Annotated in this window: 20 protein-coding genes and 1 pseudogene; 10 read left to right on the top strand and 11 right to left on the bottom strand. The window is 71.8% G+C overall.

The features are described from left to right. Positions 1–4: 4 nt before the first annotated feature. On the bottom strand, positions 5–403 hold the full coding sequence (locus ACFXC1_RS11950; RefSeq protein ID WP_381241763.1) for a hypothetical protein: 399 nt from the start codon (positions 401–403) through the stop codon (positions 5–7). A gap of 154 nt (positions 404–557) precedes the next feature. Beyond that, a complete protein-coding gene (gene zapE, locus ACFXC1_RS11945) occupies positions 558–1661 on the bottom strand; it encodes a cell division protein ZapE (protein WP_381241761.1) in 1104 nt (367 codons plus the stop codon). A gap of 37 nt (positions 1662–1698) precedes the next feature. Between zapE and ACFXC1_RS11940 the strand changes: the two genes are divergently transcribed. The 4 genes from ACFXC1_RS11940 to msrB all read left to right on the top strand — a co-directional run bounded on the left by ACFXC1_RS11940 (position 1699) and on the right by msrB (position 5049). Next, on the top strand, positions 1699–2493 hold the full coding sequence (locus ACFXC1_RS11940; RefSeq protein ID WP_381241759.1) for a pyrimidine reductase family protein: 795 nt from the start codon (positions 1699–1701) through the stop codon (positions 2491–2493). Positions 2494–2647: 154 nt separating this feature from the next. Then, positions 2648–3121 carry an indole-3-glycerol phosphate synthase gene (locus ACFXC1_RS11935; protein WP_381241757.1) on the top strand — a complete coding sequence of 158 codons (474 nt, stop codon included), beginning with the start codon at positions 2648–2650 and terminating at the stop codon, positions 3119–3121. A 109-nt stretch (positions 3122–3230) separates the two neighbouring features. Next, positions 3231–4628: a UDP-N-acetylmuramate--L-alanine ligase gene (gene murC / locus ACFXC1_RS11930; RefSeq protein ID WP_381241756.1), complete on the top strand. Its 1398-nt coding sequence runs from the start codon at positions 3231–3233 to the stop codon at positions 4626–4628. Between the two features lie 13 nt (positions 4629–4641). Further along, positions 4642–5049 carry a peptide-methionine (R)-S-oxide reductase MsrB gene (msrB, locus tag ACFXC1_RS11925; protein ID WP_381241754.1) on the top strand — a complete coding sequence of 136 codons (408 nt, stop codon included), beginning with the start codon at positions 4642–4644 and terminating at the stop codon, positions 5047–5049. A gap of 338 nt (positions 5050–5387) precedes the next feature. Here msrB and ACFXC1_RS11920 read toward each other — a convergent pair whose 3' ends face one another. The 5 genes from ACFXC1_RS11920 to ACFXC1_RS11900 all read right to left on the bottom strand — a co-directional run bounded on the left by ACFXC1_RS11920 (position 5388) and on the right by ACFXC1_RS11900 (position 8416). Continuing rightward, complete coding sequence (locus ACFXC1_RS11920; RefSeq protein ID WP_381241752.1) at positions 5388–5852, bottom strand: MEKHLA domain-containing protein; 465 nt, start codon at positions 5850–5852, stop codon at positions 5388–5390. Between the two features lie 62 nt (positions 5853–5914). Then, on the bottom strand, positions 5915–6550 hold the full coding sequence (locus ACFXC1_RS11915; RefSeq protein ID WP_381241750.1) for an SAM-dependent methyltransferase: 636 nt from the start codon (positions 6548–6550) through the stop codon (positions 5915–5917). Then, positions 6514–6726 carry an SAM-dependent methyltransferase gene (locus ACFXC1_RS11910; protein WP_381241749.1) on the bottom strand — a complete coding sequence of 71 codons (213 nt, stop codon included), beginning with the start codon at positions 6724–6726 and terminating at the stop codon, positions 6514–6516. Before ACFXC1_RS11910 ends, ACFXC1_RS11915 begins: the two co-directional genes overlap by 37 nt. Positions 6727–6875: 149 nt before the next feature. Then, a complete protein-coding gene (locus ACFXC1_RS11905) occupies positions 6876–7166 on the bottom strand; it encodes a hypothetical protein (protein WP_381241747.1) in 291 nt (96 codons plus the stop codon). Then, positions 7166–8416, bottom strand: a complete 1251-nt coding sequence (locus tag ACFXC1_RS11900) for an APC family permease (protein ID WP_381241746.1) — start codon at positions 8414–8416, stop codon at positions 7166–7168. Before ACFXC1_RS11900 ends, ACFXC1_RS11905 begins: the two co-directional genes overlap by 1 nt. A gap of 280 nt (positions 8417–8696) precedes the next feature. Here ACFXC1_RS11900 and ACFXC1_RS11895 point away from each other — a divergent pair. Both ACFXC1_RS11895 and ACFXC1_RS11890 read left to right on the top strand, forming a co-directional pair. Then, positions 8697–9185: pseudogene (locus ACFXC1_RS11895) on the top strand (AfsR/SARP family transcriptional regulator); the annotation flags it as partial. 85 nt (positions 9186–9270) lie between these two features. Then, complete coding sequence (locus ACFXC1_RS11890; protein ID WP_381241744.1) at positions 9271–9486, top strand: COG4315 family predicted lipoprotein; 216 nt, start codon at positions 9271–9273, stop codon at positions 9484–9486. A gap of 28 nt (positions 9487–9514) precedes the next feature. On the opposite strand, the gene ACFXC1_RS11885 is transcribed toward ACFXC1_RS11890, so the two are convergent. Next, entirely contained in the window at positions 9515–10537 is a 1023-nt protein-coding gene (locus tag ACFXC1_RS11885; RefSeq protein ID WP_381241742.1) for a thaumatin family protein, read from the bottom strand. A gap of 210 nt (positions 10538–10747) precedes the next feature. Here ACFXC1_RS11885 and ACFXC1_RS11880 point away from each other — a divergent pair, with 210 nt between their 5' ends. Continuing rightward, complete coding sequence (locus tag ACFXC1_RS11880; RefSeq protein WP_381241741.1) at positions 10748–12610, top strand: sigma-70 family RNA polymerase sigma factor; 1863 nt, start codon at positions 10748–10750, stop codon at positions 12608–12610. Positions 12611–12631: 21 nt separating this feature from the next. Here ACFXC1_RS11880 and ACFXC1_RS11875 read toward each other — a convergent pair whose 3' ends face one another. Beyond that, positions 12632–13636 carry a thaumatin family protein gene (locus tag ACFXC1_RS11875; protein WP_381241739.1) on the bottom strand — a complete coding sequence of 335 codons (1005 nt, stop codon included), beginning with the start codon at positions 13634–13636 and terminating at the stop codon, positions 12632–12634. Positions 13637–13950: 314 nt separating this feature from the next. On the opposite strand from ACFXC1_RS11875, the gene ACFXC1_RS11870 reads away from it, so the two are divergent. Both ACFXC1_RS11870 and ACFXC1_RS11865 read left to right on the top strand, forming a co-directional pair. Continuing rightward, entirely contained in the window at positions 13951–14505 is a 555-nt protein-coding gene (locus ACFXC1_RS11870; protein ID WP_381241738.1) for a DUF3455 domain-containing protein, read from the top strand. A 94-nt stretch (positions 14506–14599) separates the two neighbouring features. After that, positions 14600–16138, top strand: a complete 1539-nt coding sequence (locus ACFXC1_RS11865) for a serine/threonine-protein kinase (protein ID WP_381241736.1) — start codon at positions 14600–14602, stop codon at positions 16136–16138. A 15-nt stretch (positions 16139–16153) separates the two neighbouring features. Here the strand turns inward: ACFXC1_RS11865 and ACFXC1_RS11860 are convergent, their stop codons facing one another. Further along, complete coding sequence (locus ACFXC1_RS11860) at positions 16154–18232, bottom strand: ATP-binding protein (protein ID WP_381241734.1); 2079 nt, start codon at positions 18230–18232, stop codon at positions 16154–16156. Between the two features lie 233 nt (positions 18233–18465). Between ACFXC1_RS11860 and ACFXC1_RS11855 the strand changes: the two genes are divergently transcribed. Further along, on the top strand, positions 18466–19725 hold the full coding sequence (locus ACFXC1_RS11855; RefSeq protein ID WP_381241733.1) for an alpha/beta hydrolase: 1260 nt from the start codon (positions 18466–18468) through the stop codon (positions 19723–19725). An 8-nt stretch (positions 19726–19733) separates the two neighbouring features. Here ACFXC1_RS11855 and ACFXC1_RS11850 read toward each other — a convergent pair whose 3' ends face one another. Next, positions 19734–22547: an AAA family ATPase gene (locus ACFXC1_RS11850; RefSeq protein ID WP_381241731.1), complete on the bottom strand. Its 2814-nt coding sequence runs from the start codon at positions 22545–22547 to the stop codon at positions 19734–19736. Positions 22548–22550: the final 3 nt, after the last annotated feature.

Raw genomic sequence — 22550 nt, 5'->3', positions numbered from 1 at the left:
GCTCTCAGCAGCGGAAGACCTGAAGTGCCGCCGGAGAGTGCGCTGTTGAGGATCTCGAAGTGCGATGGTGCGCCGCGCCGGGCGCCACCTGTGTGCCTGTGGCCGCCGGGTCCTGCGTCAGCAGGGGGCGTTCGGGCGTCTCGGGCCCGCAGTCGACGGTGCGGAACCGGTCGCGCAGCCGCAGCGGGACGGTGGGGGTCCCGGAGGCGCCGCAGTCGCGGAACGTGATGGTCTCGGCGCGCAGGGCCTTGCCGCTGAGCTTGAGCCCGGGCTGGGCCTTGGCCTCCGCATGGCGCGCTGTGTGCGCGGGTGCGAAGGATTCCATGGGTGCGAAGAACGGCAGGGCGAGCAGGACGGCAGTGAGGAGCGTCACGACGGTCCGAGCTGTCTTACCTCGGAACATACGCCCCCCTCCCGCTGGTCCGTGCTTCTCGTGCAGACCAAGGCCAGGTCAACGGCTGGTCAAGAAGAACGGTAGCCCAGTGAAGTTGTTTGCAGGGTTAACGGAGCGTTTCCGATGAAAGAGAGCGTGAAAAGCGTGCCTGGCCTGGCGTGAACTAGGCGGTTTCGACGAGGCTCTTGGCGTCCCGGGCGAGCGCGGTGAGGCGGGAGATCGCGCGGAAGTACTTCTTGCGGTAGCCGCCGTTCAGCATCTCCTCGCTGAACAGCCGGTCGAAGGGCAACCCCGAGGCCAGGACGGGCACTTCGCGGTCGTAGAGCCGGTCCGCGAGGACGACGAGCCGTAGCGCGGTCGACTGGTCGGGTATCGGCTGGACGTCGGTGAGGCAGACCGCCCTGAGGCCGTCGGTCAGGGCGCCGTAGCGGCTGGGGTGGACCTTGGCGAGGTGGGCGAGCAGGTGCGGGAAGTCGTCGAGGGAGGCGTCGGCGGTCGCGTACGCGGCCTTCGTGACCTGCTCGTCGGTGAACGGCTTCGGGGCCTCGGGCAGCCCGCGGTGGCGGTAGTCGTCGCCGTCGATGCGCAGCGAGCGGAAGTGCGCGGACAGGCCCTGGATCTCGCGCAGGAAGTCGACCGACGCGAACCGGCCCTCGCCGAGCTTGCCCGGCAGGGTGTTGGAGGTGGCGGCGAGCGCCACGCCCGCGTCGACCAGCCTGCCGAGCAGGGTCGACACCAGGACCGTGTCGCCCGGGTCGTCGAGTTCGAACTCGTCTATGCACAGCAGGCGGTGGCCGGAGAGCGTCTGGACCGTCTTCTGGAAGCCGAGCGCGCCGACCAGGTTCGTCAGCTCCACGAAGGTGCCGAAGGCCTTGAGCGCGGGCTCGGCCGGGGTCGCGTGCCACAGGGAGGCCAGCAGGTGGGTCTTGCCGACGCCGTAGCCGCCGTCCAGGTAGACACCACGGGGGCCCGCCGGGGTCTTGGCCGCCTTCCCCTTGCCGAAGCCGAGGAAGCCGCGCTTCGCGGTGGCGGCGTGCGCCCCGCCGAGTCCGGCGGCGAAGGTCTCCAGGACGCCGACCGCCGCGGTCTGGCTCGGCTGGTTCGGGTCCGGGATGTACGTGGCGAAGCGCACCGAGTCGAAGCGCGGCGGCGGCACCATCTCGGCGACCAGCCGGTCCGCGGGGACGAACGGCTCACGGGCGCACAGGGACAGCGGGGCCGCGTCTGCTATCGGGCTGATCCCGGAGGCGGCGGAGGAGGACGACACGGTTCACCACTCTAAAGGCCGTGCCACACTGCACGACATGCGACGCCTGTTCCCTGTGACCGACGAAACAGCAGCCCAGGCCTCGGACGGGGCCCCTGATGCGCGTGGGACGGACCGGGAGTGGGGGCTTCCGGAACTCGCGGAGGCGTACGCCTACCCCGTAGGGGAGGGCCCCTGGCTGCGCGCCAACATGGTGTCCACGCTCGACGGGGCCGGTCAGCACGAGGGCCGTTCGCAGCCCATCTCCGGGCCCGCCGACATGCGGATCTTCGGCACCCTGCGGGCGCTGGCGGATGTCGTGGTCGTCGGTGCGGAAACGGTACGCCAGGAGGGTTATCGGCCCGCACGCGCGCGTGAGGAGTTCGCGGCGGCACGGGCGGCGGCCGGGCAGGGGCCCGCCCCCGTGATCGCCGTCGTCACCGCGAGCCTCGACCTGGACTTCTCGCTTCCGCTTTTCGTCTCGCCTCTGGTGCCGACGCTGATCCTGACGGGCGCCGCGGCCGCACCGGATCGGGTCGCGGCGGCGGAGGAGGCGGGCGCCCGGGTGGTGGTCGCCGGTGACGGCGCCGGCGTGGACCCCGCACGGGCCGTACAGGCGCTCGCGGACCTGGGGCACACCCGGCTGCTGACCGAGGGCGGGCCGCGGCTGCTGGGGCAGTTCGTGGCCGCCGGGGTGCTCGACGAACTGTGTCTGGCCCTCTCGCCGATGCTCGTGGCGGGGGAGGCGCAGCGGATCGCCGGGGGGCCGTCGGTTAAGGTTCCTCAGCGCTTCGAACTGGTGTCCCTGCTGGAAGAGGCCGGGTTCCTGTTCGGTCGCTACCGCCGGACCTGAAAACGGGCGGAATGATCCGTTCCGTTTGTCTTTCGGCGGGCACACTAAATCCGGCAGTACCCGTGCGATCACGGGGCAGGATGGTTTCCGCAGGGCCTGGCAGGCCCACGGAGGAGAGAGGGCCCGAGGGTCCTCGAAGGAGAAGGGGCGCCTGGTGTTCACAAGCGTACTGATGATCGAGAAGGCCCTTACGTCCGCCGACGTGGAGTTCGTCACCACCTTGCACGGTGACGAGACCGTCTCCTTCCACGTATTGCTTCAGCCCCGCGGCGACCAGGCGGACCGCCTGCTGCGGGCCATCGACGACGTCGCCCTCGGCGAACTCGACGAGGCGGCGCACGAGCGGGAGACCCCCGAGGGCAAGGACGCGGCGGAACTCGGCGCGCAGGCCCTGTCGGTGTCCCTGGAGGCCCTGCACGCCGCCGGCAGCGCGGCGGAGGGGCGCCTCATCGAGGACCACCCGCTGGACGCCCTCAAGACCCTGGTGGACGAGATCGGCGCCGACGAGGTCATCGTGCTGACCGACCCCCACTACGTGGAGGAGTTCTTCCACCGGGACTGGGCCTCGCGGGCCCGTCACAAGGTCGGCGTACCGGTGCTGAAGCTGTTCTCGCACAGCAAGGATTAGCGGGCGGGGAGCGGCGGGCGGGTGTCCGTGATTGTCGGTGGCACCGAATAGGCTGGCCGCCGAACGTCCGCCGTATCCGTACGGAACCAGCACGCACAGGGAGACACACATGGCACCCGGCCTTCCCACCGCCATGGACCGACCGCACTTCATCGGCATCGGCGGGGCCGGAATGTCGGGGATCGCCAAGATCCTCGCGCAGCGCGGCGCGAAGGTCGCGGGCAGCGACGCCAAGGACTCCGCGACCGCCGACGCGCTGCGCGCCCTCGGCGCCACCGTGCACATCGGACACGCGGCGGAACACCTCGCCGACGACGCCACCTGCGTGGTCGTGTCGTCGGCGATCCGCAAGGACAACCCCGAGCTGGCCCGCGCGGCCGAGCTGGGCATTCCCGTCGTCCACCGCTCGGACGCCCTGGCCCGCCTGATGGACGGCCTGCGCCCGATCGCCGTGGCCGGCACGCACGGCAAGACGACCACGACGTCGATGCTCGCGGTCTCGCTGACCGAGCTGGGCCTGAAGCCCTCCTACGCGATCGGCGGCGACCTGGACGCCCCCGGTTCGAACGCGCTGCACGGCGACGGCGAGATCTTCGTCGCCGAGGCCGACGAATCCGACCGCAGCTTCCACAAGTACGCCCCCGAGGCCGCGATCGTCCTCAACGTGGAGCTCGACCACCACGCCAACTACGCGTCCATGGAAGAGATCTACGACTCCTTCCAGACCTTCGCCGACCGGATCGTGCCCGGCGGCACGCTGGTGATCTCGGCGGACCACGAGGGCGCGCGCGAGCTGACGCGCCGGGTGTCCGACTCGGCGAAGAAGGTGAAGACGGTGACGTACGGCGAGGCGGAGGACGCCGACGTACGCATCCTCTCCGTGGTCGCTCAGGGCCTGAAGAGCGAGGTGACGGTGGTCCTGGGCGGCGAGGAACTCACCTTCACCGTCTCGGTCCCCGGCCGCCACTACGCGAGCAACGCGGTCGCCGCCCTCGCCGCGGGCGCCGCTCTCGGCATCCCGGCGGCGGAACTGGCGCCCGCGCTGGCCGCCTACACGGGCGTGAAGCGGCGCCTCCAGCTCAAGGGCGAGGCGGCCGGCGTCCAGGTGATCGACTCCTACGCCCACCACCCCACGGAGATGACGGCGGACCTGGAGGCGATGCGCGCGGCGGCCTCCACCTCGCGCCTGCTGGTCGTCTTCCAGCCGCACCTGTTCTCCCGCACCCAGGAGCTCGGCAAGGAGATGGGCCAGTCCCTGGCCCTCGCGGACGCCTCGCTGGTCCTGGACATCTACCCGGCCCGCGAGGACCCGATCCCGGGCGTCACCAGCGAGCTGATCATCGAGGCCGCGCGCGCGGCGGGCGCCGACGTGACCCCGGTCCACGACAAGGCGGACGTCCCCGAGGCCGTCGCGGGAATGGCGAAGCCCGGTGATCTGGTTCTCACCATGGGAGCGGGCGATGTGACAGACCTCGGCCCGCGGATCCTGGACCGTCTCGCGAAGTAAGGGGCTGAGCTTCATGTCGTACGACGTCGAAAAGCCGGACGAGGAATGGCGCGCGGAGCTGAACCCGGCCGAGTACGCGGTGCTGCGGCAGGCAGGCACGGAGCCCGCCTTCGTCGGTGAGTACACCGACACCAAGACGAAGGGCGTCTACTCCTGTCGCGCCTGTGGCGCCGAACTCTTCACCTCCAACGAGAAGTTCGAGTCCCACTGCGGCTGGCCGAGCTTCTACGACCCGAAGGACACCGACGCGGTCGAACTGATCCAGGACCGCTCGCACGGGATGGTGCGCACGGAGGTGCGCTGCGCCCGGTGTGGGTCGCACCTTGGGCACGTTTTCGAGGGCGAGGGGTATGCGACGCCTACGGATCAGCGGTACTGCATCAACAGCATCTCGCTGCGGCTGACGCCGGAAGCGGGCTGAGCGCTCCGGACGCGACAGTGCCGTGAGCACGGGTGAGCAGGTCAGTGCCCGTCCACCGTGGGTAACGGTGGACGGGCACTGGCATGTGCGTCACCGGCCGACCCGGGCAAAGCCTCCCTGCACCGGTCACCGGTATGTGGCGCGAGGAGCGGCCCCTGACATGGTCGAGGACGACCTGTCCGACACCATGCGGGTGCTGTGGCGTCGCGTCGACCATGTACCGGGGCTCAGAAACGGTTCCCTGCCCGATCGCGACGTCCCCCGGGCATCGTCACTGGGCCGTACGGCAGCCGCCGTAGGACGGGGGAGGGGTACGTTCACCGCCGTACCGATTCCGGCTAGAGGTCGGACCAGGCCGGGAAGACGGCGGCCTGGCCGTGGTGGGTGCCCTCGGTGTCGATCAGGTCCCACATCGTGACGTCCGTTATCCAGAACCTGCGGCCGGACTTGGCGATGCGGATGCCGCGGTAGCCGGTGGCGTAGCCGTCGCGTGTGACGGACCGTATGAAGGCGTCGCGGTTCGGCTGGGCGTCGGGAGCGGCGGAGAGGCGGGAGGGGAGGCCGACGAACTCGTCCCAGGTGTACTCGAAGCACCTCTGGGCGGTCCGGTTGGCGTAGATGAAGGTCGGGTCGTCCGCGGTGTCGTGGGCGAGGAGGCCGAAGGGGGCGTCCTCGTAGAGCCATTGGGCCGCCGCGTCCGCGGAGGTGAGGGGCGGTGGGCCCAACTCCTTTCCCGTCAGGCGGTGGTGGCTGTCGAGGAGGAGGGCGCTGAACTGTCGGCTGAGGGGCTGGGGGGTGGTCATGGCGCTCGATCCGTTTCTTGCCGCTGTGACGCAGGAGTTGGGGGAGTGGTCGGCGGTGGGGCTCACCGCTTGCGGGCCATGCCGCCCCAGATCAACGGTCTGGGGAGATCGGACAGTGGGACGGGGAGGTCGGGGCGCCAGTCGTCGAGGGGGACGAGGCCCGGCTGCTGGAGGTCGAAGTCGCCGTAGAACTGGCGGAGTTGGCCGGCCGTGCGGAGTTGGCCGCGGCCGGTTTCGCCCTGGTAGAGGCGGAACAGTGTGGGGGCGCCGGTGGGATCGGCGTCGGAGACAAGGGAGTTGAGGGCGAGGGCGCTGCCGGGGGCCAGTCGGTGCCGCAGCACGGTGAACTGGGCTGTGGTGGCGGGTGATTCGGGCAGGAAGTGGACGACGCCGGAGATGATGACGCCGAGCGGGGCGGTGAGGTCGATCAGGGTGGGCAGCTCGGGGTGGTCGAGGACGGAGGCCATGTCCTGTACGTCGCCCAGGAGCAGGAGGGACCGTCCCGGGTGCAGCAGGGGTCTGCCGTGGGCGAGGACGGTGGGGTCGTTGTCGACGTAGACGACCGTGGTGTCGGGGCGGTGGCGGGCGGCGACCTCGTGGACTTTGTCCTGGGTGGGCAGGCCCGCGCCGAGGTCGAGGAACTGGGTGATGCCCTCGGCGGTCATGGCGGCCACGACCCGTACGAGCCAGCGGCGCATGGCGCGGGCCAGCAGGGGGCCTGGGCGTTGGCGGCGGTGATGCGTCGGGCGGCCGCGCGGTCGGCGGGGTAGTTGGTGTTTCCGCCGAGGAAGTAGTCGTAGATCCGGGCCACGTTGGGCACGTCGGGTTCGATGCCGGCCGGGATGGTCCCTGGCGGGGTCGGCTCGTCGGCCATGCGGAGTCACCTTTCGCTCAACGAGCTCCAACGAGCCTGGCCCCGCGAGGAGTTGCGCGAGGGCACGACTTGGCAGGACACCATCTTCCGTCCAGTCGTCCGGGGCGGGGAAGGCAGCCACCGGTCACACCCGAACCTGAGCCACATCCTCAGATGTCCTCGGAGTCCGGGCGGAGCAGGTCGGGATCGATGGCGGTCACGCCGTCCGCGCAGTCCAGTCGGGAGGCCGCCGCCAGGAGCCGGTCGTACTCGTCCTGCCGCAAGGGGAGCCGGAAGGCGTTGGCCGTGTGGATGAGGTCGTCGATCGCGATCTCCGCTTCGTCGTTGGCGACCAGGTGGAGGACTGAATCGAGGGCCAGGACCTGCTCTCCCCGGGCCGCGGCTCGTCGCTTCAGGGCGGCGACCACCGCGTGGATGTCGTCGTCCGCGTAACCGTTCATCAGCTGCGTGAATCCTCGGAGTTGGTCGTACGGGAGACCTTGCGCAGTCCGTAGAGGGCCGCCCCGAGGACGAGCACCGCGGTGCCCGCGACGACGGTGCTCGCGGGCAGGGCGAAGGCGAGAGTCGCACAGCCCGCGAGGCCGATGACGGGGACGAGGCGGCCGGGTCGGCCTTCTTCCTCCGTGAGGGTCCGGGCGGAGGCGTTGGCGATGGCGTAGTAGGCCAGGACGCCGAAGGAGGAGAAGCCGATCGCGCCGCGTACGTCCGTGGTCGCGGCGAGGACGGCGACCACCGCGCCGACCGCGAGTTCGGCGCGGTGGGGAACGCCGAAGCGCGGGTGGACGGAGGCCAGGGCGTGCGGCAGATGGCGGTCCCGGGCCATGGCGAGGGTGGTGCGGGAGACCCCGAGGATCAGCGCGAGCAGTGAGCCGAGCGCGGCGACGGCGCCGGCGATACGGACGGCCGGTACCAGCCAGTCGGCGTCCGCCGCGCGAGCGACGTCCGACAGCGGGGCGGTGGCGTGCGCCAGGCCGCGCGGGCCCAGCAGCGTCAGGGCGGCGACGGCGACGAGGGCGTAGACGGCGAGGGTGATCCCGAGGGCGACCGGAATCGCGCGCGGGATGGTGCGGGCGGGGTCACGGACCTCCTCGCCGAGGGTGGCGATGCGGGCGTAGCCGGCGAAGGCGAAGAAGAGCAGACCTGCTGCCCGGAGCAGTCCGCCGACGGTGGTGTCCGCGCCGATGGCCAGCCGTGCGGTGTCCGCGTGGGCGGAGGTCAGGGCGGTGACGATCACGGCGCAGAGCACGGCGAGGACGACGGCGACGACGGCGCGGGTGAGGAGCGCGGACTTCTGCACGCCGGTGTAGTTCACCGCGGTCAGCGCCACTACGGCGGCCACGGCCACCGCGTGGGTCTGGCCGGGCCAGAGATAGGCGCCGACGGTGAGGGCCATGGCCGCGCAGGAGGCCGTCTTGCCGACGACGAACGCCCAGCCGGCCAGGTAGCCCCAGAAGGCGCCGAGGCGTTCGCGGCCGTAGACGTAGGTGCCGCCGGACTGTGGGTACAGGGCGGCCAGTCGTGCCGAGGACGTCGCGTTGCAGTAGGCCACGAGGGCGGCCAGGGCCAGAGCGAGCAGCAGTCCGGAACCGGCCGCGTCGGCCGCCGGGCCGAGGGCGGCGAAGATCCCGGCGCCGATCATCGACCCCAGGCCGATCACCACGGCGTCGGAAAGGCCCAGACGCCGTTTCATCCCACCTGTGCCCGTGGGGGCTCTCTCCGCGTGCATCGTCCTCGCCTCCTTGTTCTCGGCGCACGGTAGCCGAGGAAGGGAGGGCTGCCGCCGGGTGCCTCCTGACAGGACTGTCCGTCTCCGAGGCGGTCGTCCGCCTCCAGCGCGGCCGGCGGTCCCGCCCGTCGCGGCTGACGCCCGACGACGCTCCGTGGCCGGGCAACCCCTCGCCGCCGGGTTCCCGCGGACTTTGTGCTCGGTCGCGGCCGAGCGCCCCGACGGCGGGGCGGACCGGCCGCGGATGTTGTCACAGTCGGCACAGGAGACTCGGTGCGTACACGTTTTGCCGTTCTCGGACCGGTCAGGGCCTGGCGCGGCGACACGGAACTGGCGCTGGGCCCCCAAGCGGCGCGCTCTGCTCGCGCTGCTGCTGACCGAGGCGGGGCATCCGGTCGCCGTCCACGAGATCGTCGACGCCCTGTGGGGACAGGACCCGCCGGACAGCGCCGTCAACGTCGTCCAGCGGCACGTGGGAGCACTGCGACGGCTGCTCGAACCCGAACTCCCGGCCGGGGACCAGTCACGGTGGCTGCTGCGCGGCTCGGGCGGCCACCGCCTCGAAGTCGGCCCCGACGATCTCGACCTGCTGCGCTTCCGGGCCCTGCGGCAGCAGGCCGCGCAGGACGGCCGACCTCCCACCGCCACCGGGCTGTTGATCGAGGCGCCGGCCCTGTGGCGAGGACCGGCGGCCTCCGGGATCGCGCCCGAGGTGCGGTCCCACCCGGCCTTCACCGCCCTCGACGGCGAACACCTGGCCGCGGTCAAGGAGGCCGCCGAACAACTGCGACGACGCCTGCGCGGTGAAGTGGCCGCCGGTGACCATCGAGGAGGGCGGCAACGTCTACCTGGCGGGCGTGAACCCGAAGGAGGTCGGGGCCATCCGCCGCACGGACGGCCAGGTCCAGATCGCCGTCGGCGGCCGGCCCGTCTACCGCTTCTCCGGCGACAGCAGGCCGGGCGACCTCAACGGCCAGGGTGTCGGCGGGACTTGGTTCGCGGTGGGCCCGACCGGCCACAAGGCGACGAACTGAACTCCCCGGCCGAGCACACCAGTTGGACCTATGTGCCGGTCGTCCCGAACGTGATCCTGTAGTAGCAGGCCCCCTTGCACGGCATCGTCGCCCCGTCGTCGAAGGCGTACGAATAGGCATAGGGGGCCGCCCGCTTGAAGACCTGGGTGTAGTCGACCGGCCACTTCGACGGGACGCAGTTCTCGCGCCCGGCCCAGGCACCACGACAGCAGTACGTGTCACCGCCGAACGCCGCGCAGGGCGGCTTGCAGCCGACGATCTGCCCGCCCGACACCGCCCGCATCGCGGTGGGGCAGTTGACGTCCGGGGTGCAGACGCCCTTGTAACAGCCGCCGGCGCTGACCGGGTCGGTGGTCGTGGTGTGCGAGATGTTGATCCACATCGGCAGGTTCGAACCGTCGACCATGCTCACGTCGTAGAAGTCCATCGCCGCGTACGCGTCGAACGTGAACTCACCCAGTGTGGTGGGCGGGTTGGCGCCCTCGCACACGCTGGTGCAGTCGCCGGTCGCACAGTGACCGGCCGCCGTCGAGGCGCACCCTGTCCGACCCCAGATCCGGCCGCCCCAGTTGTTGGCCACGGTCACCGACAGGCCCTGGCCCGGGGCGAGTTCGCGCCCCTTCGGATAGATGGCGGTGTTGGTGACGATCGCCCATACCGTCTTCGGGGTGCGGTTGACGACCGTGATGAGGCGCTTGCCGGCGGGGGCGGTCGAAGGCTGGTTCGCTGCGGGTGCGTTCGCCTTGGCGGTCGGTTTGGGCGTGCTCTTCTTCGACGCGCCGGCCTTGGGGGAGGAGGAGGCCGAAGGCGACGGGGAGGCCGAGGTGCTGTTGGTCGCCGAGGGGGACGGCGAGGCGCTGCGGGACACGGCCGGGCGCGGGGTCGAGTCCTGGTGGGCCGTCGTACGCGTGCCGCCCGTTCCGGACGGTGTCCACACGCTGTAGGCGATCAGCACGGTGGCGGCCGTGGCGAAGGCGGCTGCCGCGACGTACCACCAGCGGCGGCCGTCCCGCCGTGGGCTCGCGCTGTGTCTTCTGCGTCCTCTTGCCATCGTCCTCGGGCCTTCCTGGTGCTCTTCGGATGCGGTCCAGCTGCGCTCCTGCCTATCGGTGACCTTCTCGGCGGCGGCTCGACAACATAAATTCGGACCCGACCGGCTGATTTCTTTTGTTGTCGCGTTTTCTGTAGTCCTTGCGCGCGTCGGCGGTCTCCGAAGCAGAGAGATGCCACGGCCGGACCACACGCGGAGGAACGAACCCAGATGCGCAAGAAGCCCAGGAGTGGCCCCGACGCGGGCGTGGTGACGGCCGCGTGCGCGGGCGACCGGCAGGCCCTGGATCACCTGCTGACGCAGTGCCTGCCGCTGGTCTACAACATCGTCGGCCGGGCCCTGAACGGTCACGCCGATGTCGATGACGTCGTACAGGAGACGCTGTTGCGCATGGTGCGGGGGCTGCCGAAGCTGCGGGATCCCTCCGCGTTCCGGTCCTGGCTGGTGGCCATCACGATCCGACAGGTACGGGACCGTGAGCAGGCGCGGGCCACGGACCGCGACCGCAGGGCGCATCTGGAGGACGCGGAGGCGATCACCGACCCCGCGCTCGACTTCGCCGGGCTGACCATCCTGCGGCTGGGGCTGACCGAGCAGCGCCGTGAGGTCGTCGAGGCCACCCGCTGGCTCGATCCGGACGACCAGGAACTGCTCTCCCTGTGGTGGCTGGAGGAGACCGGCGACCTCGAACGCGCCGACCTCGCCGGTGCGTTGGGGCTCTCCGACCGGCACGCCTCCGTCCGCGTGCAGCGCATGAAGAAGCAGATGGAGGTCTCCCGGGTCGTGGTGCGGGCGCTGGTCGCCGCACCGCGCTGCGCGGAACTGGACGAGACGGCCTCGACCTGGGACGGCACGCCAAGTGCCCTGTGGCGCAAGCGGTTTGCCCGGCACATCCGTGGCTGCGGGGTCTGCCAGGGGCTGGACGAGGGCCTGCTCCCGATGGACCGGCTGCTCAGCGGGCTGCCGCTGGTCGCGGTGCCGGCCCGGTTCGACGTGTCCCGGCTGCTGGACGCGGCCTCAACTCCCGCTCCCTCAGGGCACGGTGGCGCACGCGGACGGCACGGGAGCCGGTCCGCCCGTATCGGCGGCAAACAGGTCGTGGGCGGTTCGGCGGCGGTCGCCGTCGCCGTGGTGGCCGCACTGGTCGCGCCCCGGCTGACGGGCGGTTCCTCCCCTACGACGGCGGTGGCGTCGCCGTCCCCCACTCCGGTGGTCAGTGTCACGCCGAGCCCCACCCCCTCACCCTCGGCCTCTCCGAGCCCGTCCCCGAAGCCGAAGGCCAAGCCGAGTCCCTCGCCCTCGAAGCACACCCCCGCCGCCCCCGTGCACATAGCCTCCGGAGCCAAGAAGGGTGTCGGGGTATGGACGTTCGGCGGGGTGAGCCAGGCGCTCGCCGCGAGCGGGGCGAGCTGGTACTACACCTGGAACACCCAGCACTCCGGCATCACGACACCCTCCTCGGGCTCCTTCGTGCCGATGATCTGGGGCGCGAAGTCCGTCACCGACGCCTCGCTGGCCCAGGCCCGGTTGTACGGCCCGTATCTGCTGGGGTTCAACGAACCGGACATGGCGCAGCAGTCGAACATGACGGTCGAGCAGGCGTTGGAGCTGTGGCCGAAACTCATGGCGGCGGGCAAGATCCTGGGCAGCCCCGCGGTCGCCTACGGCGGGGACACGGCGGGCGGCTGGCTGGACCGCTTCATGTCCGGGGCGAAGGCGAAGGGCTACCGCGTCGACTTCATCACCCTGCACTGGTACGGCGGCGACTTCCGTACCCCGCAGGCCGTGCAGCAGCTGAAGTCCTACCTGGCGGCCGTGTACGCGCGCTACCACAAGCCGATCTGGCTCACCGAGTACGCGCTGATCGACTTCTCCCAGGGCACCCGCTTCCCGTCCGCGCAGCAGCAGGCGGACTTCGTCACCGCGTCCACCAAGGCGCTCGACGGCCTGTCCTACGTGCAGCGCTACGCGTGGTTCGGGCTGGGCGCGGACCCGTCGAAGCCGAGCAGCGGGCTCTTCACCAACGGTACGAAGACGACCGCGGCGGGCCGGGCCTTCCAGTCCGCGGACTGACCGGCCCGGCCGTGCGCACCGTCAGGGGCTCACTCCCCAGGTGATGCGGTAGCCGCACTCTCCCGAGCAGGTGAGGACGCTGGTCGCGTCGTCGTTGACGTAGGAGTAGGCGAAGGGCTCGGCCTTCTTGAACACGTCGGCCGAGTCGACCGGCCACGACGAGGGGACGCACTGGGGGCGCGCCGCGTAGGCGCCGGTGCAGCAGGTCTTGTCCGTCTTGAAGACCAGGCAGGCGCTGAGGCACGCGACGACGCGACCGCCCCTGATCCGCTGCAACTTGGCGGGGCAGGTCGCGCTGGCGTCCCGGGTGCACCCGGCGGCGGAGCAGCCGTTCGCGTCGATCTTGTCCTTGGACGAACCGCCGTAACTGTTGATCCACATCGGCAGGTTGTTGCCCTCGACCAGGCTGACGTCGTAGAAGTCCATGCCGTTCCAGGCGTTCAGGTTGAACTCGGCCAGGGTGGAAGGGAATTCGCCCCAGGTCGACCCGCACTGGAAGTGGCCGCAGTCCCCGGTCGCGCAGTGGCCGTCGCCGGCCGCGTCGAAGGAGCAGCCGGTGCGCGCCCACACCCGGACGTCCCAGTGGTCGGGGACCGCGAAGCTGACGCCGGCCCCGGGCTTCAGCACCCAACCCGTCGCCTCCACAGGGTGTTTGGGGTCCGCCGCGATCGCCGGCCAGATCGTCCGGTCGAGCCGGTTGACCAGCGTGACGGTCCGCTTGCCGACGGCCTTCGGCTGTCCGGCGGCGGGCGTACGGGACGGCGAGGCGGTGAGGTGGGGCGACTTGTGCGCGCGGGGAGTGGGCGAGGGCGAGGACGTGGTCCGCGCTGACGAGGTCGTCGTAGGCGAAGTGCGGGGGAGGGACGGGGAGTTGGCCGTCGCCGTGGCGCGTGTGGACGACGGGTCCGCGACGGTACGGCCTTCCGGCGACGGCCCGGTCTGCGCGCGGGCCAGCAGTACGCCGGTCACCACCGCGAGGCAGGTGAGGACCGCGGCGGCGATCATGGCGGCCTGTCTACGAGGCATCTCTCAACACTCCTGTCCGTGCCCACGTCTCCGCCGTGCGGCGACGCGGCCGACGGAGCTTCCGTAGAGGAGACCGGCGGCCGTCGTGCCGGACAACGGAAAACGGGACGGCGATACCTGTTTCGGACGAGTGCGCCGTGGGTGAGCAGTGCTGGCCATAAGTCGATCAGAAGTTGGCAAGTCGGCCGCGATTGATTCTCCGTACAGTGCGGCAGCGGGGCCGAAGATCATCTGATCGGCCCGGAAGTCCGGATACCCGCGACCTTGTCGCAGGAATCGCGACCCTGTTCAGAAAGTGCTCTGGAGACACACCGATGAAGATCGCCAGACGTCTCATCCTCACCACCGCGGCCCTCGCCGCCGTGACCGCCGGCACGCTCGTGAGCGCGACCGTCGGCCAGGCCGCCACCCCGAAGCCGCCCCTCCGCCTCGGTGTCACCGTGCCCGACGCGCTGAAGGTTCCCGACGGCAACAAGCTCACCGGCGTCTTCTCCGCCGCCGGCGTCCAGACCTACACCTGCACCAACGGCGCCTGGACCCTGCTGGAGCCCGCCGCCACCCTGTGGGCCAAGTACGACCGCACGCACCGCTCCGTCGCCCTCCACTCCCGCGGCCCGGTGTGGGTGTCCACCGTGGACGGCAGCGCGGTCAACGGCTCCGCGATCGCCAACTCGCCCAAGACCGGCACCATTCCGGAGCTGCTGCTGAAGTCCACCGCCACGCGCGGCACGGGCGTCTTCGGCGGCGTCTCCTACATCCAGCGCCTCGGCACCCACGGCGGCGTCGCCCCTGCCGGTGCCTGCACGGGCACGGACCAGGTCAGCGTCCAGTACACCGCCACCTACGCGTTCTACAAGCCCGCCGCGTAACAACGACAGGCAGCGCGCAGGCAGTGGCCTCCCGGAAGAAGGGGGCCGCTGCCGTGCGCGTCCCAGGCGGCAGCACCCGCGACCCGAAGGAAACGTGAGAGAGACCGTGTTGTCCGAAGACGGCGATCACCGGGCGGCGCCCCGGACACCAAGCGGACCGGGGCGGCTGATCGCCGGCCGGTACCAGCTTCACGACGTCCTCGGCCGAGGCGGCATGGGCACGGTCTGGCGCGCCCACGACCAGCTGCTGGACCGGCCGGTCGCCGCCAAGGAACTCCACATCCTCACCCACGGCGACGAGGAGCACCGCATCCGCGTACGCCGTGCGATCCGTGAGGCCCGCGCGGTCGCCCGGGTGCCGCACCCCCATGTGGTCGGCGTGCACGACCTGGTCGAGTACGAGGACCGGCTGTGGATCGTCATGGAACTCGTCCAGGGCCCCTCGCTGGCCCAGAGCATCGCCGGGACCGGGCTGCTCACGCCGCAGCACACCGCCGCGCTCGGCCTGCAACTCCTCGACGCCCTGGAGGCCGTGCACGCGGCCGGCACCCTGCACCGGGACGTCAAACCCGCCAACGTCCTGCTGCGCCCCGACGGCAGCGCCGTCCTCACCGACTTCGGCATCGCGGCCCTGGACGACGGCGAGTTCCTGACGACCACCGGCGAACTCGTCGGCTCGCTGGAGTTCATGGCGCCCGAGCGGGTGATGGGCTGGGAGGTCGGCCCGCCCTCCGACCTGTGGTCCCTGGGCGCGACCCTGGCCACCGTCTGCGGCGGACAGTCCCCGTTCCGCAGACCCGCGCGGCCCGCGACCCTGCACGCGGTGGCGTACGAGGCACCCCTCCTGACCGAGCGGCTCGGCCCGCTGCGCCCGGTCGTCGAGGCGCTGCTGCGCAAGTCCCCGGACGAGCGCCTCACACCGGCGAGCGCGCGGACCGCGCTACGGCGCGTGGCGGCGGGCGAGCCGGACGCCGGTCACCTGCCGTCGGCGACCCTGCGGGTGTCCGCCCCGCCGGCCGCTGCGCACGAAGCGGACACGATGACGAGCGGCCGTGAGCTGTTCACCCCGACCGAGCGGCACACGACATCACTCAACTCCCGCCCTCGTCCGGCCCGTTCGTCCCGTGGACGGCGGCTGCTGTGGGCGCTGGCCGGAACGGCCGTACTGGCGGCGGGAATTGTGGGCGGGCTCTTCCTCACCGGGACACTGCCCCTCACCTCGGGCCCGAGGACGACGACCACCCGTCAGGTCGTCCAGTCGGCGACCGGCTGGCAGCCGGTGACCGGAGTGACCGTCCGGCGCGGCGACCAGGTCACCGTGCGGTTCGTCTCGGGGCAGTGGACCGCCGACTACCGGAACATGCCCATGGCCGGCCCGGCCGGTTACGACACCGCCACCGACCACCTGCTGGACGGGGCGATCAACTGCAAGGTCGACGCCAAGGCCCCCTTCGCCACCCTGCTCGCCCGGCTCAAGGGCAAGCAGACCTTCCCCGTCCACCCGGTGGGCCGGAAACTCACCTTCCGCGCGACCGGGAACGGCACCCTCCAACTGGGCATGAACGACCTCGCCGGGTCCTGCTCCTCGGACAACAAGGGCACGATGACGGTGCGGGTGAGTGTCACGCACTGATCCCCTCGCCGGCGCTCAACTCCCTTGCGGGGGCTCCTGTTCGGCCCTGATCCGGCCGTGCACCTCCCAGTCCCACACCGTCTCGCGCACCTCGTCCAGCGCGCGGGCCAGGTGTCTGCGGTAGGTGCTGAACGCCAGGTTCAGCTTCCGCGCCACGGCCTCCTGCGTCGACGTCGAGTGGTACGTCGCGGTCAGCACCTCGTACAGATGCCGGGTGCGGGGATGGGCGTTCAGCCGCTGTACGGCCTTGTGGATCAGGTCGCGCAGCGCGGTCACCGGGTCGCCCTCGCTGAGGTCCTCCACCAGCCGGCTGCGCAGCAGCGGGTTGTCGGCGAGGCCGCCCGGGTCGAGCCAGCCGCGCAGCGCCTCGCGGACCGCGGCGTCCGACTCCTCCCGACTCAGCGATGTCAGACGGGACTTGGGCTTTCCGGCGGCCACCGCCGGTGCCCCGCCGAGCAGCCGGGCGTCGATGCCCTCGGCCCACTCCTCCACCCGCGCCGCCCGCCAGTCGTGGCAGAACAGGCCGTACCCGCGATCGGCGTGGACCGCCTGGCGCGGCGGCTGGAACATGCCCATGTAGGTCATCAGCGGTCCCCAGAACTTCGGTTCGGCGCTGACGAAACAGGACCAGGCGCAGTGCTTGGCGCGCAGCAGCTCGAAGACGATCCGCATGCGCACCAGGTCCCACGACCGCGAGGGCCGGTGATGGTTCTCCTCGTGCACCATGAACCGGGCCACAGCGAGGTGTTCGCCCTGGCGCGGGGGTGTCATCGCGGACACCAGGTCCCAGGCCTCGGCCGTCACGGGGTCGGCCGCCCGGGTCTCGTCGTCCAGCTCGTCGATCCTCAACCAGGCCATGAAGCCCAGCAGTTGGCCGGTGTCGCAGCGACGGTGGACGTGGAACGCCTCGGGCTGGCGCGTCAACCAGTGGGCGACGACACGGGCGTTGTGCTCGCCCTCGACCCTGCGGGTCAGCTCGATCAGCGCCGGGGCGTCCTCCGGCCGCATCGGCTGCTCGTCGACGGCCCCCTCCGCGCGGTCGCCCTGGAACTCGCGCAGCCACTGGGCCCTGGAGACGATGTGGTTGAACTCGCGGGCGGCGCGCAGGGCTTCCTTCTCCGGCGCCTCGCGGACGCGCTCGATCAGGTGACGGCGGACCGTGCGGTGCATGGCCTTGTAGCGCTCCGGATCGCGCCAGCGGAAGTCGCTGTCGAGGGCGTCCCGGACCACGTCGTACGGGCGGACCCCGAAGGGGCCCGACTTCATGAAGGACAACTGCCGCAGCCAGGCGAAGAGTTCGGTGGCGTCCTCGTCGGGGAGCGCCACCCGCAGCAACTCCTCGGTGGTGTCCGCGACATGGCCGCACACCTCCAGCGCCCGCCGGTGCGCGGACGACGGCGGCTTGCCGACCAGGTGCGTCAGCAGCCGGTCGACGACCGTGCGCAGCGGCGCCCAGAACACCTCGTCCGTCGACGTGTTGTCGTGCGTCGCCGCCTCGGCGGCCAGTCGCAGGGCGAGGGGATGGCCCGCGGCGAACCGCAGCAGAGCCGCGTGCGAGGCCGGGTCGACGCCCTGCGAGGTGAGCAGGGCCGCCGAGTCCGCGGGCCCCAACTCCCGCAGTGGTACGACCTGGAGCAGCTCGCTCCACCCGAGGTCCGCCTTCCACAGCGGGTCGGGGGCGAGCCGGCCGGCGACGACGACCAGGGCACCGGCCGGTAACCGGGGGAGGAAGCGCTCCCGTATCCACTCCTCCATGTCCCGGTAGCGCTCGAAGTCGTCGACCAGCAGGACAGCGTTGTCCTGGACGAAGACCTCGGCGGTGGCCGCCTCGAAGGCCGAAGGGGAGCGGTCGATCGTACGGGCGTCGACGCTCACGACCGGCCGGCCCATGGCGCGCGCCTCCGCGGCGAACCGCTGGAGCAGGGCGGTCTTGCCGATGCCGCCCGGTCCGTGCAGCACGACGACCGTCGGGGCACCCGGTTCGCCGGCCGCCGCGCGGCGGAACAGGGCCAGTTCCCGCTGTCTGCCGACGAAGTACTGCAACCGGGCGGACGCCAGTCTGTCGGCCAGCACGGCGGAGTCCTCCTTCGCCATGGCGTTCCTTTCCCCGGAGCCGACCTCTTCGGGCCGCTGCGAAACCTACCGGGTCGGGCCGGACGACGGGACGCGGCCGGACCTTATGTGGGCCTTACAGACGACTCGGCGTGGAAACGGTAAGAGACCCGCTTCTTTGTCCTATTCGCACTCGTTGAGGAACGCGAAGGGGTCCGTAGCCCTCCTTCTGTGTGAAGGAACGAGCACAGGCAAGGAACCGGGGACTGAGTGGCATGGGTTTGACCAGCGAGACTACCGTTTATGTGATGGCGGCCGTCGCCGTCGTCTGCGTGGCGCTGCTTGTCTGGCTGTGGCCGCGGCTCGCCAGGCCCGGGGTGCGGCAGGTGCTCGGGCGGCTGACGGCCATCGGAGTGACACAGGTCACGATCATCGCCGCGTTCGCGTGCTGGCTGAACTCCTCGTACCAGTTCTTCGGATCGTGGGACGAGCTCTTCGGCAACACCGACACCGCGCCCGTCGGCGTGACCCAGGCGGCCGACCACAACGGCGGCGCGACCGGTATCTCCGTCAAGGGCGCGCTGGTGCAACCCGCCTCCGACGAGCAGCTGAACCGGGTCAGCGGACTGCCCACCGGCAATCCCGCGGTCAACGGCAAGGTGGAGTCAGTGAAGGTCATCGGCCGCCGCACCGGCGTCGTCGACCCGGCCTTCGTCTATCTGCCCCCGCAGTACTTCCAGAAGGCGTACGCCAGGCAGCGCTTCCCGGTCGTCGTCGCGCTCAGCGGCTACCCCGGCAGCATCTTCAACCTCGCCCAGTACCTGCGGGTCTCGCAGACCGCAGGCCAGCTGCAGAAGAGCGGCCAGATGCAGCCGACCGTCATGGTGATGATCCGGCCCACCATCGCGCCGCCCCGCGACACCGAGTGCGTCAACGTCCCCGGCGGACCGCAGACCGAGACCTTCCTCGCCAAGGACCTCCCGCAGGCCCTGAAGTCCGTCTACCGGGTCGGCCACGACGCCAGCGCCTGGGGCGTCATGGGCTACTCCTCCGGCGGCAGTTGCGCTTTGCAGCTGACGATGCGCAACCCGCACGTCTACACCACGGCCGCAGCGCTCTCGCCCGACTACAGGGTCAAGGACGACCCCACCACCGGCAACCTCTTCGGCAGCGGACTCGGCCGCGTCAACCGGGTCAACGGACACGACCTGATGTGGCGGCTGAAGCACCTGCCCGCACCCCAGGTCTCCGTCCTGGTCGCCGAGAGCAAGCACGGCGAGCGCGGCTACCCGCAGACCCTCGCCTTCATCAAGGCCGTCAAGGCGCCCATGCGCGTCGTGTCCATCCTGCCCGAGTCCGGCAGCCACAACTTCCCCACCTGGGTACGGGAGATGCCCGCCGCCCTGAAGTGGATGAACCAGCAACTCACCTTCCCCCAGGACGTCGTGCCCCGGCACCTCCCCAAGAAGAAGACCCACAGCACCGTGCGCGCGGAGGGCACCGAGCCCACCCCGACCGCCCGCACCCACAAGTAGCGTCCGCCTCAGGGGCGTTGGCCGCCCCGTCCCAGCGTCCGGGGCAGCTGGCCCCGGCGCTGGATGCCCAACTTCCGGTAGGAACTGGTGAGATGGGTCTCCACCGTGCGCCGGGCCAGATGCAGCAGATCGGCGATCTCGGTGTTCGTACGGCCGTCGGCGGCCAGCTCGGCGATCCGGCGCTCACTGTTGGTGAGAGACCCCGAACCGGTGCGGGCCGGGGCCGTGCGCCGGGCGCCGCTCTCGCCCAACGCCCCCTCCGCCAGGGCCTGTAGCCGGGTCGCGCCCAGCCGCTCGCCACGCTCCGCGGCCTCGCGCAGGCAACCGCGGGCCCGCCGCCGGTCCCCGGCCGCGGTCAGCGCCCGGCCCTGCGCGATCAGCGCCGGCACCAGCTCGGTCTCCGTCCCCTCCGGCGCCTCCCGCAACAGCCCCACGGCCTCCTGGGCGAGCTCCAGACCTCGCCGTCCACCGGTCGCCGCGGCCAGCACCCGCAGCGAACGGCCCACCGTGCGGGGCGTGTTCCACACCCGGGCCAGCCGCAGCTCCTCCTCCGCCAGCGCGATCGCCTCCCGGGGACGGCCGAGGGCGAGCCGGCACTCGGCGGCGGCCGAACGCCACGGAGTGACGACCGGGCTCACCACCTCACGGGCAGACTGCCGGCGCCCGCACTCCAGGAAGTCGTGCAGCGCGCCCGCCGGATCGCCGCAGGCCGCGCGCAGCACACCCCGCGCGTAGAGGAAACGGTTCAACTCCCAGGAGTCGGGCGCCGACCCCAGGTCGAAACCGTCCGCGAGCCGCAGCGCCCGCGCCTCCTGCCCGGTCGCCAGCAGCGCCAGCAGGATGGTGGCGTGCGCGTTCGACGGCGTGCTCCGCGCCCAGTCCCGCGCCCACGCCTCCGTCAGCAGCCGTCCGTGCTCGCCCCGGGCGGACAGGATGTCGGCCCGTACGTTGGTCAGCGCGTCGTGCATCGGATGCAGCAGGTCGGGACGCTGCCCGACCAGGCCGCGCTCCACCAGCCGTTCCGCCTCGGGGAGTTCGTCGGCCCACTGGGCCACGGCGGCGGCCGTGCCGAGCAGGAACGGCTCGGTCAGCGGGTCGGCGGGCTGGGCCAGCAGCGCGCGCAGCCGCCGCATCGCCTCCGCCGCCGAGATCAGACCGGCCGTGGCCGCATGGCGCACGACCAGTGCCTGACCGGCCGTGCCGACCAGCTCCGGCGAGTCCTCGGCGGCATCGCGGAGCCACCGGTACACGTCCTGCCGCACCGACTGGTCCTGCTCGGCCAGCAGCACCGAAGCGGTCTGGAGGGTGCGCACCAGTTGCGGACGGTCCGTCAACTCGTCCTCCGCCGTGCGCAGTACGTCCACGGCGGCCACGGTCCTGCCCCGGCCGGCCAGAGCCGTGCCGAGGGCGACGGCCGCGCGCATCGTGTCCTGCGGCGCCCCGGACAGCCGTAGCGCCTCGCTCAGCCGGGGGATGCCGGCCGAGGAGGTCCGCGTGTACTCCAGAGAACCCAGCTCGGTCAGCAGCCGCTGCCTGCGGCCGTCCGGCAGCGGCTCCTTCAGGACCCGGCGCAGAAAGACGACGGCGTCGTCCGCGCGCCCGTCCCGCAGCGCGAGCGAGGCCGCCTCCTGGAGCACGGCCGACGTCCAGGGCGCGCCCACCGGGTCGGCGAGCAGCAGCTGCCGGGCGACCGTGTCGGGGGAGCCGCCGTGGCGCTGCATCGCCCCGGCCGCCGCCGCGTGCGCGGCCCGCCGCCTGGCCGCGGGCACGCCGGTCAGCACGGCGTCGCGCAGGAGTGGATGCGCGTAGCGCGGGCGCCCGTCGGGGTCCGGGCGCAACACGCCGAGCCCGGTCATCGCGGTCAGCCAGCCGGCCACCCGCGCCGGGTCGGCACCCGCCAACTCGGCCACCAGGGCGGCCAGTTCGTCGACGGGAGCCGGGTCGGTGCGATCGGCGGGTAGCGCCGCGGGAGCGTCCCCGGCCCAGCCCTCGTCCAGCGCGGCCAGGATCCGCGCGACCTCACCGGTGGCCGGGCCCGCGCATTCCAGCCACCAGGACACGGCCGCCGGATACGCCCCCGGATACAGCGCGGCGGACGTCTCCGGCACCTTCGGATGCCGGTCGGCGCCGAGGTCGTCGAGCAGGGCGCGCAGCAGCAGGGGGTTGCCGGCGCCGGCCCGGACACAGTCGTCCACCCAGGGCCCGGGCGCGTCGGCGCGTACCGAACGGACCAGCCCGGCCGCCGACTTGGCGGTCAGCGGGGCCAGGGTGTGGGTGCGGACCAGCGCGGGCGACAGGGTGTGGGTCAGGCCCGGCTCGGCCGGCTCGATGTCGTACTGGCTGCGCTCGGTGGCCACCAGCAGGATCCTTAATCGGTCCACGTGCCGCGCCGACTCCACCAGCCACCGGTGCGAGGCGGCGTCGGCCAGATGGACGTCGTCCACGGCGATCAGCAGCGGTGCCCGGTCGGCGTACGAGCGCAGCACCCGCCACAGCCGGGCGGCGCTGGCCCGCTCGTCCCCGTCGACGGCGAGGTCCGCGAACTCCGGTACCGGGCCCAGCAGTTGCAGGACGGCGGCGTACGGAATCGCCTGGTCGCGGGGCGAACAGCGGGCCCGCAGCACCCGCATGCCGTGCGCCGCCGCGTCCTCGGCGGCGGCCTCCAGCACGGTGGTACGGCCCGTCCCCGTCGCCCCGCGCAGCAGCACGAGACGGCCCGAACCGGCGCGGGCATGCGCGGCCTCCACCGCCAACAGCCGTGCAGCGTCCCGGTGTTCGCAGGGCATCACGGACGTTCCGGCGTCAGGTGCGGTCCCCGTCATCGC

The sequence above is a fragment of the Streptomyces hokutonensis genome, assembly GCF_042751305.1.
Taxonomy (GTDB): Bacteria; Actinomycetota; Actinomycetes; order Streptomycetales; family Streptomycetaceae; genus Streptomyces; species Streptomyces hokutonensis_A.
Note: the sequence above shows the minus strand (reverse complement) of the source record. Positions and strands in the feature narration are given on the sequence as shown.

Excerpts from the sequence above, each read along its gene's own strand:
- ACFXC1_RS11950 (WP_381241763.1), bottom strand. The coding sequence starts at position 403 with ATGTTCCGAGGTAAGACAGCTCGGACCGTCGTGACGCTCCTCACTGCC.
- ACFXC1_RS11940 (WP_381241759.1), top strand. The coding sequence starts at position 1,699 with ATGCGACGCCTGTTCCCTGTGACCGACGAAACAGCAGCCCAGGCCTCG.
- murC (WP_381241756.1), top strand. The coding sequence starts at position 3,231 with ATGGCACCCGGCCTTCCCACCGCCATGGACCGACCGCACTTCATCGGC.
- msrB (WP_381241754.1), top strand. The coding sequence starts at position 4,642 with ATGTCGTACGACGTCGAAAAGCCGGACGAGGAATGGCGCGCGGAGCTG.
- ACFXC1_RS11920 (WP_381241752.1), bottom strand. The coding sequence starts at position 5,852 with ATGACCACCCCCCAGCCCCTCAGCCGACAGTTCAGCGCCCTCCTCCTC.
- ACFXC1_RS11915 (WP_381241750.1), bottom strand. The coding sequence starts at position 6,550 with ATGCGCCGCTGGCTCGTACGGGTCGTGGCCGCCATGACCGCCGAGGGC.
- ACFXC1_RS11910 (WP_381241749.1), bottom strand. The coding sequence starts at position 6,726 with ATGGCCGACGAGCCGACCCCGCCAGGGACCATCCCGGCCGGCATCGAA.
- ACFXC1_RS11905 (WP_381241747.1), bottom strand. The coding sequence starts at position 7,166 with ATGAACGGTTACGCGGACGACGACATCCACGCGGTGGTCGCCGCCCTG.
- ACFXC1_RS11900 (WP_381241746.1), bottom strand. The coding sequence starts at position 8,416 with ATGAAACGGCGTCTGGGCCTTTCCGACGCCGTGGTGATCGGCCTGGGG.
- ACFXC1_RS11885 (WP_381241742.1), bottom strand. The coding sequence starts at position 10,537 with ATGGCAAGAGGACGCAGAAGACACAGCGCGAGCCCACGGCGGGACGGC.
- ACFXC1_RS11880 (WP_381241741.1), top strand. The coding sequence starts at position 10,748 with ATGCGCAAGAAGCCCAGGAGTGGCCCCGACGCGGGCGTGGTGACGGCC.
- ACFXC1_RS11875 (WP_381241739.1), bottom strand. The coding sequence starts at position 13,636 with ATGCCTCGTAGACAGGCCGCCATGATCGCCGCCGCGGTCCTCACCTGC.
- ACFXC1_RS11870 (WP_381241738.1), top strand. The coding sequence starts at position 13,951 with ATGAAGATCGCCAGACGTCTCATCCTCACCACCGCGGCCCTCGCCGCC.
- ACFXC1_RS11860 (WP_381241734.1), bottom strand. The coding sequence starts at position 18,232 with ATGGCGAAGGAGGACTCCGCCGTGCTGGCCGACAGACTGGCGTCCGCC.
- ACFXC1_RS11855 (WP_381241733.1), top strand. The coding sequence starts at position 18,466 with ATGGGTTTGACCAGCGAGACTACCGTTTATGTGATGGCGGCCGTCGCC.
- ACFXC1_RS11850 (WP_381241731.1), bottom strand. The coding sequence starts at position 22,547 with ATGACGGGGACCGCACCTGACGCCGGAACGTCCGTGATGCCCTGCGAA.